This window comes from Bacillus sp. PAMC28571, from assembly GCF_014250435.1.
Lineage (GTDB): Bacteria > Bacillota > Bacilli > Bacillales > Bacillaceae > Bacillus > Bacillus safensis.
Genome location: NZ_CP060191.1, coordinates 3,018,543 through 3,035,007, shown reverse-complemented (window position 1 = coordinate 3,035,007; position 16,465 = coordinate 3,018,543). Strand labels below are relative to the sequence as shown.

Here is a 16,465-nt window from a genome sequence, read left to right as displayed (position 1 = left end):
TTCCTTTTCTTAACTAATAATACCTGTTTGTGTAATGTTCACTTTCACTTTTGGAATGATTTTCACCTTCGGATAATCGGTGACCCAGTTCATTTTCATATATTCATCATAGTGTTTTACCCTATATTTTCTGCCAAGGCTTAGGACGTCAGAATTTGCTTCTTGCAGGGCCGCAATGACTCTTTCGGCATCTTTAGTCAAAATAGCTGACAGCCTTTTATTTAGCATTTCAATTTTCTTGTCTGTATCTAAATTATCTTTCGGATATTCAATAACAGAGGTATTGAATTCAAACTCAAGAGAGAAGGTTACGTTTCGATGATCAGGATTGACGATTTTAATGTCTCTTTTTGTATCGGTAACTTGAATGCTGATGTAATTGTTCTCCTTTGATTTCATATCACTTCTTACTTTTTTTGTGAAGTTTGCATAACTGCCCATTTTTCCATCCATGATGGTGAGCAGAATGGCATCTTGCGCATAAAGTTCTCCTTTCATTTTCTCATTATCAAATAAGGCGACCCCCCTTACACTCGTTAACTTTTTTGATTTATCGTAGTAGAGTAATGGCAGTGTGAAATCCTCGCCGGTTTGCAGCATTTTGGACCGGATATTTTGAATGTTCTTAGGTGCAACTTGTGAGGAGCGTGATGCAGAAGTGATCAGGTTGTTTAAATAGTCGCTCACAATGAGTTTTTCCTTGAGCAGAGAATTGATTAAGTCCACACAACTCCCGCCTTGCACCACTGCCAAGTTTGCGAGCAAAGGGCTTTTGGGATCGCGATAAAACATATCTAAGTAAGGGAGCAGCCGGTTTTGGGCAAATTCATCACCGATCAGCAGGACCCTCATTTTAGACATATCAATTTTTTGGTCTACACTCCGGCTAAAGTTGCTTCTTGCTTTTCTTAAAGTAGGCGCATCGGTTGTGAGAACAGTGGTTAAATAGCTGCCTGAATTCCCTTGCTGCATACTTTGAGACTGCTGCACCTTTCGATAGGTAATCGAATATCTCGCATTGTCATCCTCTCCTTGATCAACAGCTGAAGTTAATACGAGAGAGATGTCTTTTAATAGGTTTTGATCCCAGCAGCCAGGCATGAAAATGAGGGAAACACACATAAGCAGTGTCAATATGTACCTATGATGCATGTGATTTCACCTTCTTTTTGCGGTGTTTGATAAAGATGATAACGGCCATCATGATCGGAAGTGTGTATATAAATGAATATTGTGCAGCGGTAGTAAAGTCATTGAAGCGCTGAATTCTAAAGTTATCAGTTGAAAGAAAACAGCTTGCAGCATAAATCAAAATGGCAAAATAGTAGACATATTTTTTGTGATTTTTTTTCTTCAGCATACTGGACACACCATTTGCACAAAAGTACAGATAATTACTCAGTGTGGCTAAAATGACAAAGACCCAAAAGCTTAGAAAAATTAAATCCGTGCGCTCAATGACACCGAATGTAATGGTTTTTAATAGATACAAAACAGGATTCGGGATAACATCAAGCTCAGCTGGGCTGAAAAACATAAAACAAATTAATGTAATAAATAGGTAGTAAAGCGTCGTGCATATATTTGAAATGGTCATCACTTTATATCGTTCCTTAATGGTGCCCTTCATCAGTGGAGAGATGATTAAAATCATCTCAAATCCATTCATTGACAGCACCACGTCCTTCAATCCAAGCTGAAATTGAGAAATATCTGTTTGGAAAAAGGGCAGAAGGTAATCAATATTGGTTCCTTTCAATGAATAGAACATCAATAGAGAGAGCATGAGCAAAAAGGGAGTTAAGATAAAGTTAAACCTGACAATGGCTGTAATTTGCTCCTTTGCGATATAGACAATGCATATCATCAGTAATAGGTTAATCACCCAGTTTGGTGTGAGCGGGAGCACCCATATGCCAAGAATCCTTGTGAATATAGAAAGTACAACAATGCAAACCGAAGCAAAGTATACCGTATAGAGCACGACCAAGGTGCGTCCAATCCATTTTCCAAAGACCTCAATCAGCGCTTGGAAAAATGACGTTTCTGGATACTTGTAGATGATATAAAGAAAAATGGTATTGATGATTTGGATAAAAAAACACGCGACAATTATTGCCATCCAGCCATCGTGTCCCATGTCTTTCATTAGCAAATGGGGGAGCGCTAAAATACCAACACCAATTTGAGATTGGATGATAAAAAAAACAGCTTGAGGTGGAGATATTTTATTTTTCATTTTTCTTTTTCCACCCTCTCAGTTGTTCAATTTGTTTGTTCTTTTGCGGATTTAAATAAACAGGGCGGTTTTTGTACATCCACATTGGGAGTCGAACCACAGTATCTTTTAAGTCCTGCCAGTTAAAGGGAGCAACAGGTGATAAATATGGCACCCCTAGTGATTCTAGGCGGCATAAATTCATGAGAATAATGGCAAGCCCAAATGAAATGCCAATAAATCCAAACATCGATGCCATAAACATGAGCGGGAAACGAAGCATCCTGATGGTGGACGTCATTTCAAACGACGGAAGTACAAATGAAGCGACAGCCGTCACAGCGACTACAATCACTTGGACATTCGAAATAAGTCCTGCTTGTACAACCGCATCCCCAATAACCAAACCTCCTACGATGCCAATGGTCTGCCCGATCGGTTTAGGCAGACGCACCCCAGCCTCACGTATAAGTTCAATTGTGATCTCCATCAGCATAGCCTCAATCAATGGAGGAAAGGGAATGCCGATAATAGAGTTCTTCATCGTAATAGCTAGTTCATCTGGGACAACCTCATAATGAAACGCAATAACCGCAATATAAAAAGATGGCAATATGACTGCGATGATGCAGGCAAGATAACGAAGAATACGAATAAACGTAGCAGGAATCCAGCGGCTGTTATAATCATCCGGCGACTGAAAAAAACTAAAGAACGTGATAGGCAGAATGATGGCCATTGGACTGCCATCCATGAGTACGACTATTCTGCCTTCAAGAATCGCAGATCTTACCTTGTCCGGACGTTCTGTATCAATCAGCTGCGGGAAAATAGAATATGAATCTTCCTCAATTGCCTCAACGATAGAGCCAGGACTTATCAGTGTGTCTACTTTAATAGAAGAAATCCGTCTGTTGACTTCTTCGACCTTTTCTTGATTGGCAATATCAGATATATAAACCGTTGCAAGCTTTGTTTCCGATTTTGTACCGACCTTATGATATTGAATGGCGAGTTTCCGATCATTTAAATGCGAACGCAGTAAGTAGATATTGGTATCAAGACTTTCAACAAACCCGTCATGTGCACCTGCGATAATACTTTCAGAAGACGGTTCAGTAATAGAGCGCAGCGGCGGCTGTCCGACAGCAAACAGCTTGATTTGCGAGGAGTTTTCATCAAGAAAGGCAATACTTCCCGCAATAATACTGTCTGTGATCAGCGTCAAGTCGCCTGTTTCAAGTGTGCTAAGAGACTTTATATAATTCTGCTTTCCAGGAGAGCCTAATAAGTTACCGATAATGAAATCATTTAATTTGCCTTCATCAATTCTTGTTTTAATAAAGAACAGCACAGATTTTGTTTCATTCACCATTAACTCTCGGTATTCAAAATCGCCGCTTTGCTGAAATGTTTTTTTTAGGATACGGATTTTTTCCTCGAAGCTGCCTGATAAAAAATGCAGGCGTGTCTGCTCATTGGTGTTTGGCATCTTTAGCCTCCTCTCACAGATTTTTTACCCATAGTGTAAGCGGAGAAGCGGATTTTATTCGTCTCCTTTGGGGAAAGCATGACATAAGCTGACAACTTTCAACTAAATTCACATTAAAAATGTTAAGAAATGATGAATCTTGATAAAAACAAATGAATAATGTTTCATTGTTTAGGTCATAAGGTGCGAATATCGTAAAGAGAAGGTACACCGAAATGATCAAATATTTACATCTTATCCCAATTTTTTGTGACCTAAAAATAAGCATATGACTTGATTTTTTTAGAGGTGACCTTTGTCATAGGTCAACACATAGCAATCTGACCAATGAGGATGACTTTCTAACCTGTTCGTTCAAAAATATAAAACATTCCAAAACACGCACTATTCATTTAAAGCGCTGATATGACTGATGTTATAGAGAAGAGCGGGCTTTAAAACATTGATTCAAAATACATCTTAATAATTGTCAAAAAATTTAGGGAGAAAAGGACAAAAGATTTTCGGATCATTGATGGTAACGCTTTCTCATGAATTCAGCAGAAATTCAGATTGATTTTTGTCCGCCTTTTGGCCTTTTCATTTAAAGGATGGGTAGGCAAAAAAGCCTTCTGATTAGAGGAATTTGGCATACGAGGAAGTGAAAGATTATGTTACATAATACCGATTGTGATTTTATGCTGAACAGATATACTGTTGATTGAATTTACATATCACACTCATAAAAAAAGGAGATGTAGATAGCGATGTGGTTAATCGTTATAGCCTGTGTCATCATGTTAGGGATTGGCTTTATTGAAAAGAAGCGTCATCAGAAAAATATCGATGCCCTGCCGGTGCGCGTCAATATTAATGGTATTCGCGGAAAGTCTACCGTCACAAGATTGACAACCGGTATCTTAATGGAGGCAGGTTATAAAACTGTCGGTAAAACAACGGGAACGGATGCAAGAATGATTTATTGGGATACGCCAGAGGAGAAACCGATTAAAAGGAAACCGCAAGGACCGAATATCGGAGAGCAGAAAGAAGTTATGAGAGAAACAGTTGAAAGAGGAGCAAATGCCATCGTCAGTGAATGTATGGCGGTAAATCCAGATTACCAAATTATCTTTCAGGAAGAGCTACTTCAAGCAAATATTGGCGTGATCGTAAACGTTCTTGAAGACCATATGGACGTTATGGGGCCGACACTTGATGAAATAGCAGAAGCCTTTACAGCGACAATTCCTTACAATGGACACTTGGTTATTACGGATAGTGAATATACAGATTTCTTTAAAGAGATTGCGAAAAAACGCAACACAGAAGTCATTGTTGCGGATAATTCCAAGATTTCCGATGAGTTTTTGCGGAAATTTGAGTACATGGTTTTCCCAGATAATGCTTCACTTGCACTTGGTGTTGCCCAAGCATTAGGGATTGATGAAGATACGGCATTCAGAGGAATGTTAAATGCGCCGCCTGATCCAGGAGCGATGAGAATTCTCCCATTAATGGACGCGAAAACACCTGGACACTTTGTAAATGGATTTGCGGCAAATGACGCAGCATCTACATTGAACATTTGGAAGCGTGTGAAAGAAATTGGATATCCAACAGATGAACCGATTATTATTATGAACTGCCGTGCGGATCGGGTAGATAGAACGATCCAGTTTGCGGAGGATGTACTTCCATATATTGAAGCAAGTGATCTTGTCTTAATTGGTGAAACAACTGATCCAATTGTGAAGGCATATGAGGAAGGGAAAATTCCGGCTGACCACTTACACAACCTTGAATATCAATCTACAGAAGAAATTATGAATATGCTTGAGAAAAAGCTTCATAATCGAGTGGTTTATGGAGTCGGCAATATCCATGGTGCCGCTGAACCGTTAATCGAAAAAATTCAAGAATACAAAATTAAGCAGCTTGTCAGCTAGGAGGAAATATAGAAAATGTTCGGATCAGATCTTTATATCTCGTTAATTTTAGGTGTTCTACTTAGTTTAATCTTTGCAGAAAAAACAGGAATCGTACCAGCTGGACTTGTTGTCCCGGGTTATCTGGCGCTCGTATTTAACCAGCCAGTCTTCATTTTAGTCGTCTTATCTGTCAGCTTGCTTACGTATGTGATCGTTCGCTTTGGCTTATCAAAATTCATGATTTTATACGGACGCAGAAAGTTTGCAGCGATGCTGATTACAGGGATTGCCTTAAAGCTGATATTTGATTTCTTCTATCCAGTGGTCCCATTTGAAATAGCAGAATTCCGCGGAATCGGAATCATCGTCCCTGGATTGATTGCAAATACGATTCAAAAGCAAGGTCTTACAATTACCCTTGGAAGCACGTTACTTCTAAGTGGTGCAACATTTGCCATCATGTATGTTTACTATCTATTTTAAGATAAGGTGTGTCCAATGATGAATAAAAAATTGAGCTTTCAGGAAAAGCTGCTGAAAATCACAAAGAATCAAAAGAAAAAGACGAATAAACACGTATTAATTGCTTTACCGATCGTCATTGCTTGTACATTTCTATTTACGTTTATCGGGAAAGCACAAGTGCCAACTGTACAAAAGAATCCAGAAAACATCCTGACCGCTTCGTTTGTCGGTGACATTATGTTTGGAAGAAACGTAGAGAAAGTAACAGACCGCTATGGAAAAGAGCATCTCTTTCGTTATGCCAAGCCATATTTTGATGTGTCAGATTATGTGACAGGTAACTTTGAGCATCCCGTCGCATCAGATAAGGAACAGGCAGCCCAAAAGAATATTCATTTAAAAACAGATGAAGATTCTGTCCAAGCGTTGAAGGATTTAAATTTCTCTGTCTTAAACTTTGCGAATAACCATGCGGCAGACTATGGTGAAAAAGGGCTGAACAACACGATCAATGCCTTTGAACAAAATGGTATGGATTATACAGGTGCAGGCCGTAACCTCCAAGATGCGAAGCAGAACATTTCGTATAAAGAAGTAAATGGTGTCAAAATTGCTACACTTGGTTTTACAGATGTGTATGGGAAAGATTTCAAAGCAACGAATCGCCAGGCGGGTATTCTGCCAGCCGATCCATCTATCTTTATTCCGATGATTTCGCAGGCTGCTGAAAAGGCAGATCTCGTCGTTGTTCATGCTCACTGGGGACAGGAGTACAACAATGAAGTAAACGACAGACAAAGAGAATTGGCAAGAGCGATGTCTAAGGCCGGAGCTGATATCATTATCGGTGCTCATCCGCACGTCCTTGAACCAATGGAAGTCTATAACGGAACAGCGATTTTCTATAGCCTAGGCAACTTTATTTTTGACCAAGGCTGGTCAAGAACACGTGATTCTGCACTTGTTCAGTATCATCTGAATGAAGATGGAAAAGCGACATTTGAAGTTGTCCCAATGTACATCAAAGAAGCAACACCTGCTCCAGTAAAAGCAGGATCTCTAGAATCAAAAGCCATTATCCGTATGCTGACCAATGGAACGAATGCAGATTGGAAAGAAAAAGACGGACACATTTTCTTTGAAGTAGATCACGCTGATAAAGTTAAAAACTTAAAAGAAAACGGAGGGAAAGAGAAGAAATGAAATTCCTAAAAGCAAGCTGGCCGTTTGTTGCGTTAATTTTAGTCTTTGTCTTTATGTCTGCTTTTAAATTTAGTGACAGTCTGACAGATCACGAAAAACAAAAGATTTCGGTTGAAATGCAGAAAATTGAACAGCAAAAGCAGTCAAAAGCGGAAGCAGGTAAATAACCTAAAAAGGATAAAGGGCACGCACATCGCGTGCTCTTTTTTTGTCGAAAAAGGGTGTAAAATGAAAGGTGTCATGCCGAAACTATAGAAGATTGGAGGGAAAAGATCATGAAATGGAAAGGAATATTGATAGGAGGGTGTGCGCTTGTTGGGCTGATGTTCATGTCTCAATCAGCGGTATCTGCTCAAACACCATCTCTTTTGGAGCAAGCGGAAAAGCTGATTGGAACACCTTATCATAAAGGAGGAACCGATCCAAAAACGGGCTTTGATGCATCTGGGTTTATTCAATATGTGTACAAGACATCCGAAACATTTGATTTGCCGCGGAAGGTAATCGACCAATATCAGATTGGAAAAAAGGTATCATGGGATAAAGCGCAGCCCGGTGACCTTGTGTATTTCCGAAGCCTTGAAGAAACAAAGGATATCCCAACACATGTGGCGTTGTACGCTGGGAACAATCAGGTCATCCACATCACGCTTAGTCAAGGTGTGGTGAAAACGGATGTCAGCAAAAGCAAATATTGGACAGACCGATTTTATGCTGTCAAACGCCTGCCCGGCACGCAAGAAATTTCTGATGACCCTCTTGTGAAAGATGCGCTGACCTATTTAGGAATTCCTTATGAATTTGGAGGAGCAGATCCAAAGACTGGATTCGACTGCTCAGGATTTTTACAGTATTTATTTGAAAAATCGCTTGGGATTTATTTACCTCGAAGTGCTGAACAGCAGTGGATCGTTGGAGAAAAAGTATCATTAGACAATATCCGCCCTGGGGATTTTGTCTTTTTTAGCAACACATATAAGCCCGGAATTTCTCATGTAGGTATGTATATTGGAGGCGACCGCTTTATTCATGCGAGCCGTTCTGAAAGTGTGACAATTTCTTATTTGTCTGAATCGTATTGGCGCGAAAAATGGACAGGTGCGAAACGGTTAACAGATCTGGAGCTTGCGAAAGAGGACCCTATCGTATCAAAAGCCGCTACGTATATTGGTGAAGTCCCTTATGTCAAAGGCGGTACGAACCCAAAGGAAGGATTTGATACAGCAGGGTTCACGCAGTACGTGTATCAAAAAGTGCTTGGCATTGAGCTGCCCCGCTATGCATCAGGTCAAGTTAAAGCAGGTACACCTGTGAAACGTTCTGAACTTCAGCCGGGAGATCTTGTCTTCTTCAGCGGAACATCATTGATGCCGGCGATATATGCAGGATCCAATCAAGTCATTCATGTGACTGTCTCAAACGGTGTTGTCTTAACCAATATGAAAACAAGTACGTACTGGAAGGACAAATATGAAACGGCTGTTAGAATCAAAAAATAAAGAAAAAGCCCGATCAATACTTGTATCGGACTTCTGGACTTCTCTCTAGGCGCTGATCAGACAAGCGTCTTTTTTTCATGGAATTGATTTTGTAAAAGAAGATCAATAAAATAAGCGACACCGTCTTCATGATTTCCTTTTGTGATGAAGGTGCTCTTTTCTTTAATGACATCAACAGCATTCCCCATTGCAATGCGGTGGCCTGCTTCTTCAAACATAGAAAGGTCGTTTGGGCTGTCACCAATTGCATAAATATGTGAGCGGTCTACACCATAATGGGCTGCGAGCTTTTTCAGGGCATGTCCTTTTCCAGACTCTTTTGGCAGCACCTCAATAATATGCTTTCCAGACGAGGTCAATGAAAGCCCAGGCATGTCTGCCAGAAGATTTCGTGCTTCGTTCAGTTTGTTCATATCAAAAGAGAAGCAGAGTAATTTATAGGTCGGTTCGTTCGACTCAAAAATCTCACGGATATCATCCACTGGTTTGATGCCAAATTGTTTAAATTGCGTCATGGCTCCTTCCCATAGATCAGCGAGATCCTCATTTGGGTTTGCACTTTTGATCAGATCAAATTCTGCTTTCAGCTTCTCTTTTCCATCAAAAGGAGAGAGGAGAGCATCATCTGTATAGACTTCAAAGTAAATGTTTCGTTCCACTAATGCCTTTGCAGCCCGCTTGCCTGCTTCTTGATCCAGTGTGATTCGGCTGAAGAGCTCGTATCCTTCTGTATGGACAGTCCCGCCGTTTGCCGCAATAATGGGGATGTCCAAATCGCCAAGCAGCTCCTTGACATCAAAAGTTGCCCGCCCTGTACAGATCGTCACAATATATCCAGCTTCCTTCGCACGAATCAATGCCTCTCGGTTTTGAGCGGATATTTCACTTTTTGTATTTAAGAGTGTACCGTCTAAATCAATCGCAATCATTTTTTTCATCGCTGTCAAATCCTCCTTCATTCATGCAATAGCCTCTTCAAAGTATGTACGATTTTCTTCATTCTCATAAAAAAGGAAGGTTGATTCCTCTCTATCAAGGCTAAACAAAAATGAGTGAATGATCAAGGAAATAAGAAAAAGCGCCCCTTAGGGACGCTTCCAGCGTGTAGACAAACCCTCGCACTCCGTGTCAGGTCTGCGCTCCGGTACTCACGAATCTCAAATTCGCTCTGTTCCGGTGCTCGCCCTTCCTAGATTGCAAAGGTTTTCTATCACGCTGAAAAGAAGACAAAGGGCTAAAATCAAGATCATTTTAGCCCTTTGTCAACAATCTAAAAGCGCCCCAAAGGGACGCTTTTATTTATGATAATTCAAGCTGCTTCTTCAATTCAGTTTTCACTTCGTTCAGCTGGTTTTGATCCAATTGGAAATAATAAATGCCGTTTGGCTGGTAATCGGATCCTTTAAGCTGAATGGTATCAACCGATTTCAATGAAGTCAGAAGCGGGAAAAGACCGACTAACTCCTTCATAGAAAGGGTGGTTGACACATTATCACCGAGTGTATCAATGATATTGTCGTATGACGGAATAGACGTTAATGATTTTGATTTATCAAAAATGGCTTTTAACACTTCCATTTGTCGCTGCCCACGCATTAAGTCACTATCTGCTTTTCTCGTTCTCACATATGCGAGCGCTTGATCACCATCTAGTGTATGAGTTCCAGTTTGAAGCACAACCTTGCCTTTTGTATCCTTTTTAATCTGTTTCACAAGATACTCATCCTTGATGTTAATAGGAACACCGTTTAATTCGTTGACGATTTCTTTAAACGCTACGAAATTACTTTGGATGACAAAATCGACCGGAATATCTAGTAAATCTTCAACTGTGCTCACTGTTAAATCTGCACCGCCAAATGCGTGTGCGTGAGTAATTTTATCAAAACCGTGGCCTGGAATATTAACGTATGAGTCCCTAGGAATGCTTAATAATTTAACGGTTTTATTTGTGCGGTTAATGGTTGCCAAAACCATTGCGTCACTTCGTGCTTGTTTCACTGTTTCGCCCGGTCTGCTGTCAATTCCAAGCAGCAAGACAGAAAAGCTGTCTTTTCCTGGATCGAATGCTTCAATCCGTTTCACAGATTGTGCGCCGCGATCAAGAGATACTTGAGCCTTTTTGGCAGCATTTGTTATTTTATAGTAGGCATAGCCTGTGACTGAAGCAGTTGTCAGTAAAAGAATACTAATAATAAAAAGAGTGACTTTCACCCATGGTTTTAAACGCTTTTTCCCTTTGCGTTTACTTCGTGATTGATCCATATATTTTAAACCCTCGCTATGATTTTATAGTAAAGATGTCCTTCTTTCTGCTTACAAACTAAAACAAATATACCTTAAAACGGGATATAGTGCGACATTTTTTTCACTAACGCTTAATTGACGTTTCCTTCTCATAAAAAGTTTCAAAGATACACAAATGAAATATATTTGTCATAAAACATCGAAATGTTTGAAATGACAGGAAGTGAGGAAAATGACTTTTCATAAGAGTACAGAGACAAAAGTGGGGTTATGTATATGAAAAATCGGAATGGATGGCTTTATTTCTTCGGCGCCCTTGGCGGTGCTTTATATGGCTATGATACAGGTGTCATCTCTGGCGCCATCTTATTTATGAAAGAGGATTTAGGTTTAAATGCGTTTACAGAGGGGCTTGTCGTCAGCTCGATTTTAATCGGGGCGATGCTCGGTTCCTCTCTTTCTGGAAAACTGACAGACCAATTTGGGCGGAAAAAAGCCATCATCGCCGCAGCTATTTTGTTTATTATCGGCGGATTTGGTACAGCTCTTGCACCGAATACAGAAGTGATGGTCTTATTTCGAATTGTGCTAGGGCTCGCTGTCGGGTGTTCGACAACGATTGTTCCATTATATTTATCTGAACTTGCGCCAAAGGAATCACGAGGGGCACTGTCCTCTTTAAACCAGCTCATGATCACATTTGGTATTCTTCTTGCCTATATTGTGAACTACGCTTTAGCGGATGCAGAGGCATGGCGCTTGATGCTTGGAATTGCGGTTGTTCCTTCTGTTCTATTATTATTCGGGATTTTGTTTATGCCGGAAAGTCCCCGCTGGCTGTTTGTTCACGGACAGGCTGACCGTGCGAAGAAGATATTATCTCAACTCAGAAAAAGTCAGCAAGAAGTGGAAGAAGAAATTTCAGATATTCAAAAGGCGGAAAGTGAAGAGAAAGGCGGTTTTAAGGAATTATTTGAGCCGTGGGTACGCCCAGCATTGATTGCCGGTGTCGGCCTAGCCTTTCTGCAGCAGTTTATCGGTACAAATACGATCATTTACTATGCACCAAAAACATTCACAAGTGTTGGTTTTGGGAATTCAGCAGCGATTTTAGGAACTGTTGGAATTGGTGCAGTGAATGTCATTATGACGTTTGTTGCCATTAAAATCATTGACCGTGTAGGGCGTAAAGCGCTGCTCCTATTTGGGAATGCAGGAATGGTCCTTAGTTTAATTGTCCTGTCAGTGGTCAACCGATTTTTTGAAGGTTCAACAGCTGCAGGATGGACAACCGTTATTTGTTTAGGTCTCTTTATCGTCATCTTTGCTGTCAGCTGGGGGCCAGTCGTTTGGGTGATGCTCCCAGAGCTGTTCCCAGTACATGTCAGGGGAATCGGTACAGGTGTCTCGACCTTCCTTCTTCATACAGGAAATTTAATCATCTCGCTGACATTCCCAGCTTTATTAAGCGCGATTGGTATCAGTAATCTTTTCCTCATCTATGCGGTCATTGGCGTAGGCGCCTTCTTATTTGTGAAATACTTGGTGACCGAAACGAAGGGGAAAAGTCTTGAAGAAATCGAAGAGGATTTAAAAAAGAGAAATCGTGCCGTCGCAAGTGGCGAAGGAAAAACGGTATGAACAATGGCCAGCTGCCGTGTGCAGCTGGTTTTTCTATGTTAAACAAACGTTTAATCAAGAAAGGTCATTCCCTCATCTTCTGAACGTGCTGCCTATCACATACATATGGAACAGGCGGGAGAAAGGTGGAAATGAGATGAAAGGGAAAACAAGCATTGTCATGCTGACGTACAATGAACTGCATTTGACGAAAAAATGTATCGATAGCATTAAACAGCATACGGATAGCGACCAATATGAACTCATCATTGTCGATAATGCGTCAACTGACGGCACGAAGGAATATGTAAGAGAGCTGGATGATGTGATTTTCATTGATAATGAAGAGAATGAAGGTTTTGCAAAGGGGTGTAATCAAGGAGCAAAAAAAGCTTCAGGAGACAGCATTCTCTTTTTAAATAATGACACGATCGTGACGGAAAATTGGCTGCCTCCATTAAAAGAGGCGTTATTTGCATCAGAGCGGATTGGGATGGTGGGGCCCGTCTCTAATTATGTGAGCGGCCCTCAGATGGTCCAGCCGTCGTATACAGATGTGAAGGAGCTCCCAGCCTTTGCTAAGGAGTATACGTCTAAGAGAAAAGGTCAGAGAACTTATGTGCACCGGCTTGTAGGGTTTTGCTTGCTCGTGAAAAGAAAGCTGATCGAGGATGTGGGATTATTTGATGAGCGGTTTGTATATGGATCATTTGAGGATGACGATCTATGTTTGCGGTCATTACTAAAAGGATATCAGCTGCAAATTGTGCATGATTCCTTTGTGCATCATCATGGTCATGCTACCTTCAATGCCAATCAAGAAACGAACATCTCTACACTGTTTACTGAGAATAGACTTCGATTTTTAGATAAGTGGGGCATAGATCTAAATTTGATCACCCCTCATCCGTATTTTGCGGAATTACTCCCTGAGGACGCTGCTCGCGTGCTGGATGTTGGGTGCGGCGCAGGGGCTACCGGGCTTGAACTAATGAATCGTCAGTCAGTACACATGTACGGGGTAGAGGCGGATACGTTAAAAGCAGCGGTCGCAAAGGCGTATTATGAAGAAATCATCGAGGCAAATGCAGATGAATACCCATGGTCAGAGAAAGAGGCCTTTTTTGATGCGGTCATTTTTTCAGATGTTTTAGAGCATGTGTCAGATCCTTGGCACATCATTGAGCAAGCCCACGCATCTTTAAAGCCAGGCGGTGTTATCATTTGCTGTTTGCCTAACATGATGCATGCAGAGGTGCTTCTTCCTTTGATGACAGGGGATTTTACGTATCAAGATGTAGGAATTTTAGACCGAACCCATATGCGGTTCTTCACACCAAACACGATGCGTGCGCTTTTTCCAGACCCATTGTTTGAACGCGTGATCGAGCAGCCGATCAATGTACAGATTGATCAAAACGTCCAATTGTTTTTTGACGAGGTGGCGAGGATAGGAGCATCACTTGGCTTTCAAACAAAAGAGTTGTCTGATCAAGTGACGCTATACCAGCTTCTAATTGTTGTACGTAAAAAAGGCGGTTCCTCATCGGGATAACCGCCTTTTGGTATTACCATTTGAAGCTTTTTGTTGCGCCTTCTGCGCCAAAGTTCAAGATGCTCACTTTGATGTCATACGTTATGTCTGCTTCTTGAAATAGTTTGTCCCATTCATCTCGATGCTGATCCCAATATTCAGGATACTTAATACGAAACTGACGGCTTAAAAAAATAGGATCAACACCTACTTCATGTTGCATATGACTGACCGTTTTTTGTATGCGCTCTTTAATTTTACGAGAAAAAACCTTCTCAAATCGTTTGATGTACTGTTCATCGTATGAGTTTTCCGGGGGATATTGATCCTCTGACAATTTTCCATTTGTTTGTACGCTAATTTTAAAGGAAACCTTTCCATCTTTCAGATAGGGCTCGACCTTCGTTTTAGCTTTTTTTATTTCATACGTAATCGGAAAGCCTTTGTAGGTGGCGGGTACAACACCGCCTGAGATCCGATTCGTTACCCAGTTTAAATATTGGACATCCTTTGAAGAGATGAAACCGATCAGCTTTCTTGTTTTTCCGTGAATGATACCTGCCCCATCATAAATAAGTTCACCGTCTACCGCATCTACACTTTGCACAAGGAAGCTAACGCCCATCTGAAAATAATCAGACGCTCGTCCAATACGAGTTGGCAGTGCGATTTTTCCGTTAAAGCTCCGGTTTTTGGATGTTTCGAAGATATGTTCAACCGGAACCTTTTGCTGTGATTTCAATTTTTGGTTGATGACTTTTGACGCATCTCCTCGTGACACGAGGAGATAGCTGCTGCGCCGAACCTCATCATCTCGAATAAAATGATTGAGTGTTCCTTGAATATCGTGATGCTCAGCCTGGTTTTTGCCGAACAAAAAGATTTTCAGGTGATCACTATAGATTGGCGGATCCTTCAAGGCGACATTGCTGACAGCCTCCAGTACATTTTTTCCCTTCGAGACGACATTCACATAGCCGGGAGAATCGGCTTCTTGTGTTCCACCCGTTTTCGGTACAAGGTTTTGGTAGGTCAGCTTCACTCCATTCTCTTCTTCCTCATCTATGCCAACACCGCGTACAAACGATAGTTTTTCAATATCCTTTAAGTCCCAGCAGCCTGCTGATAAAAGGATAAGACAGCAGGAAAAAAAGAATAACAGTATACGCCTTCTTTTCATGCAGAACGACCTCCCCATTTTTTGCGTATCATCAGCAGGATAGCAGTAATAAAAGGAATGGCTAAAACCGCGAACAATGCGTAGCCGAGTAAAGTAGAATAGTAAAAGACTTCATTAATATTTTTAGGGAAAAGTGAGAGGGCTGATGTAATCAAAAATAGCAGCCATAACAGTCTCGTTAAATTGGTTGTTTTAAAAACGGTGAAACAGCCTTTAATCGCAAACTGGAAAAAGCCTAGCATACAAATGAACTGCTGACACGTCCAGATCGTCAGTAAGAAAATATCAAATCGTTCGATAAACACCCCTTCAATTTCAAGCGCTTGAATGAGGGACACGGTTGGCCAGGTGAGAGATTTCGTTTCACCCACGGTCATGGAGCCAATCACTATAAAGAGTGTGAGGGAGTACACGAGAGACGTAATGCCAACGCCGATGGCAGCTGCCCATTTTGCCTTCGACCATTTGTCTTTATAAATGAGTGGCACGATAAACAAAATCACTTCAAAGCCTGTAAATTGAATAAAGGTTTGAGAGAACAGCTTACTAAAATCTTTAAAACCATGCGCCATCACAGGACGCAAATAATCAAAATCAAATATTTTCAAACAAAACAGCATGAGCGCTATGTAAATGACCATGGTGATTGGATAAATATAGGTCACCATTTTGACAACTGGAAAGATACCGCTTTTCAAATGATAGATCGCCACAAGTAGAAAAATCATTACAATCACTGCCATGGGAGTCGATTGCAGCAGGAAAAACTGGACCACTTCGCCAAGAACACGTGCCTCAAAGCCGACAATGCCTAGTAAATAGGCGACCAGCATTAAATTAAAGATCGTCCCGAAGAATGCCCCTGCTCCTTTTGTATTTGACTCAAAAATGGTGTCTGGTGCATTTTTTTCGGCAATCCACCCCAACAAAAAAGCAACGAAAGCAAAGATGACGCCCTGTATTAATACAATGATCCAGCCATCAGGGTATCCTGAATTGGCAGAACTGCGTGGAATGGTTAAAATTCCAGCGCCTATCATTGTAGAGCTGCAGAGGATGGTGACTTGTAACAATGATAGCCTTTCAGGTCTGTACAT

Annotated in this window: 14 protein-coding genes; 7 read left to right on the top strand and 7 right to left on the bottom strand. The window is 41.0% G+C overall.

What is annotated here, in order from left to right:
* Nucleotides 1–9: 9 nt before the first annotated feature.
* From H7F25_RS15365 to H7F25_RS15355, 3 genes are read right to left on the bottom strand one after another with little or no spacing between them, the layout of a single operon-like run.
* Nucleotides 10–1,152 carry a Ger(x)C family spore germination protein gene (locus H7F25_RS15365; protein WP_151039788.1) on the bottom strand — a complete coding sequence of 381 codons (1,143 nt, stop codon included), beginning with the start codon at nucleotides 1,150–1,152 and terminating at the stop codon, nucleotides 10–12.
* Nucleotides 1,142–2,239, bottom strand: a complete 1,098-nt coding sequence (locus H7F25_RS15360) for a GerAB/ArcD/ProY family transporter (protein WP_024423672.1) — start codon at nucleotides 2,237–2,239, stop codon at nucleotides 1,142–1,144. The genes H7F25_RS15365 and H7F25_RS15360 overlap by 11 nt, the downstream gene beginning before the upstream one ends.
* Nucleotides 2,229–3,710 carry a spore germination protein gene (locus H7F25_RS15355; RefSeq protein ID WP_024426302.1) on the bottom strand — a complete coding sequence of 494 codons (1,482 nt, stop codon included), beginning with the start codon at nucleotides 3,708–3,710 and terminating at the stop codon, nucleotides 2,229–2,231. Before H7F25_RS15355 ends, H7F25_RS15360 begins: the two co-directional genes overlap by 11 nt.
* A gap of 746 nt (nucleotides 3,711–4,456) precedes the next feature.
* On the opposite strand from H7F25_RS15355, the gene pgsB reads away from it, so the two are divergent.
* From pgsB to H7F25_RS15330, 5 genes are all read left to right on the top strand, one after another.
* The gene (pgsB, locus tag H7F25_RS15350) at nucleotides 4,457–5,638 is read left to right on the top strand and encodes a poly-gamma-glutamate synthase PgsB (RefSeq protein WP_024423670.1); all 1,182 of its coding nucleotides are present in this window, start codon (nucleotides 4,457–4,459) and stop codon (nucleotides 5,636–5,638) included.
* Between the two features lie 15 nt (nucleotides 5,639–5,653).
* The gene (pgsC, locus tag H7F25_RS15345; protein ID WP_007497520.1) at nucleotides 5,654–6,103 is read left to right on the top strand and encodes a poly-gamma-glutamate biosynthesis protein PgsC; all 450 of its coding nucleotides are present in this window, start codon (nucleotides 5,654–5,656) and stop codon (nucleotides 6,101–6,103) included.
* Between the two features lie 18 nt (nucleotides 6,104–6,121).
* Nucleotides 6,122–7,288, top strand: a complete 1,167-nt coding sequence (locus H7F25_RS15340) for a CapA family protein (RefSeq protein ID WP_024423669.1) — start codon at nucleotides 6,122–6,124, stop codon at nucleotides 7,286–7,288.
* On the top strand, nucleotides 7,285–7,455 hold the full coding sequence (locus tag H7F25_RS15335) for an extrachromosomal elements maintenance protein EdmS (RefSeq protein ID WP_087976066.1): 171 nt from the start codon (nucleotides 7,285–7,287) through the stop codon (nucleotides 7,453–7,455). The genes H7F25_RS15340 and H7F25_RS15335 overlap by 4 nt, the downstream gene beginning before the upstream one ends.
* Nucleotides 7,456–7,563: 108 nt before the next feature.
* On the top strand, nucleotides 7,564–8,787 hold the full coding sequence (locus tag H7F25_RS15330; protein ID WP_151039790.1) for a C40 family peptidase: 1,224 nt from the start codon (nucleotides 7,564–7,566) through the stop codon (nucleotides 8,785–8,787).
* A gap of 56 nt (nucleotides 8,788–8,843) precedes the next feature.
* Here H7F25_RS15330 and H7F25_RS15325 read toward each other — a convergent pair whose 3' ends face one another.
* Both H7F25_RS15325 and H7F25_RS15320 read right to left on the bottom strand, forming a co-directional pair.
* Entirely contained in the window at nucleotides 8,844–9,725 is an 882-nt protein-coding gene (locus H7F25_RS15325) for a Cof-type HAD-IIB family hydrolase (RefSeq protein WP_185853896.1), read from the bottom strand.
* 361 nt (nucleotides 9,726–10,086) lie between these two features.
* Nucleotides 10,087–11,052, bottom strand: a complete 966-nt coding sequence (locus H7F25_RS15320; protein WP_024423666.1) for an LCP family protein — start codon at nucleotides 11,050–11,052, stop codon at nucleotides 10,087–10,089.
* Nucleotides 11,053–11,310: 258 nt separating this feature from the next.
* Between H7F25_RS15320 and H7F25_RS15315 the strand changes: the two genes are divergently transcribed.
* On the top strand, nucleotides 11,311–12,675 hold the full coding sequence (locus tag H7F25_RS15315) for a sugar porter family MFS transporter (RefSeq protein ID WP_103131702.1): 1,365 nt from the start codon (nucleotides 11,311–11,313) through the stop codon (nucleotides 12,673–12,675).
* A gap of 136 nt (nucleotides 12,676–12,811) precedes the next feature.
* Nucleotides 12,812–14,209 carry a bifunctional glycosyltransferase family 2 protein/class I SAM-dependent methyltransferase gene (locus H7F25_RS15310; RefSeq protein WP_185853895.1) on the top strand — a complete coding sequence of 466 codons (1,398 nt, stop codon included), beginning with the start codon at nucleotides 12,812–12,814 and terminating at the stop codon, nucleotides 14,207–14,209.
* Nucleotides 14,210–14,222: 13 nt separating this feature from the next.
* Here the strand turns inward: H7F25_RS15310 and H7F25_RS15305 are convergent, their stop codons facing one another.
* Together H7F25_RS15305 and H7F25_RS15300 are read right to left on the bottom strand one after the other, a co-directional pair.
* On the bottom strand, nucleotides 14,223–15,368 hold the full coding sequence (locus tag H7F25_RS15305) for a Ger(x)C family spore germination protein (protein ID WP_073207650.1): 1,146 nt from the start codon (nucleotides 15,366–15,368) through the stop codon (nucleotides 14,223–14,225).
* Entirely contained in the window at nucleotides 15,365–16,465 is a 1,101-nt protein-coding gene (locus H7F25_RS15300) for a GerAB/ArcD/ProY family transporter (RefSeq protein WP_024423662.1), read from the bottom strand. Before H7F25_RS15300 ends, H7F25_RS15305 begins: the two co-directional genes overlap by 4 nt.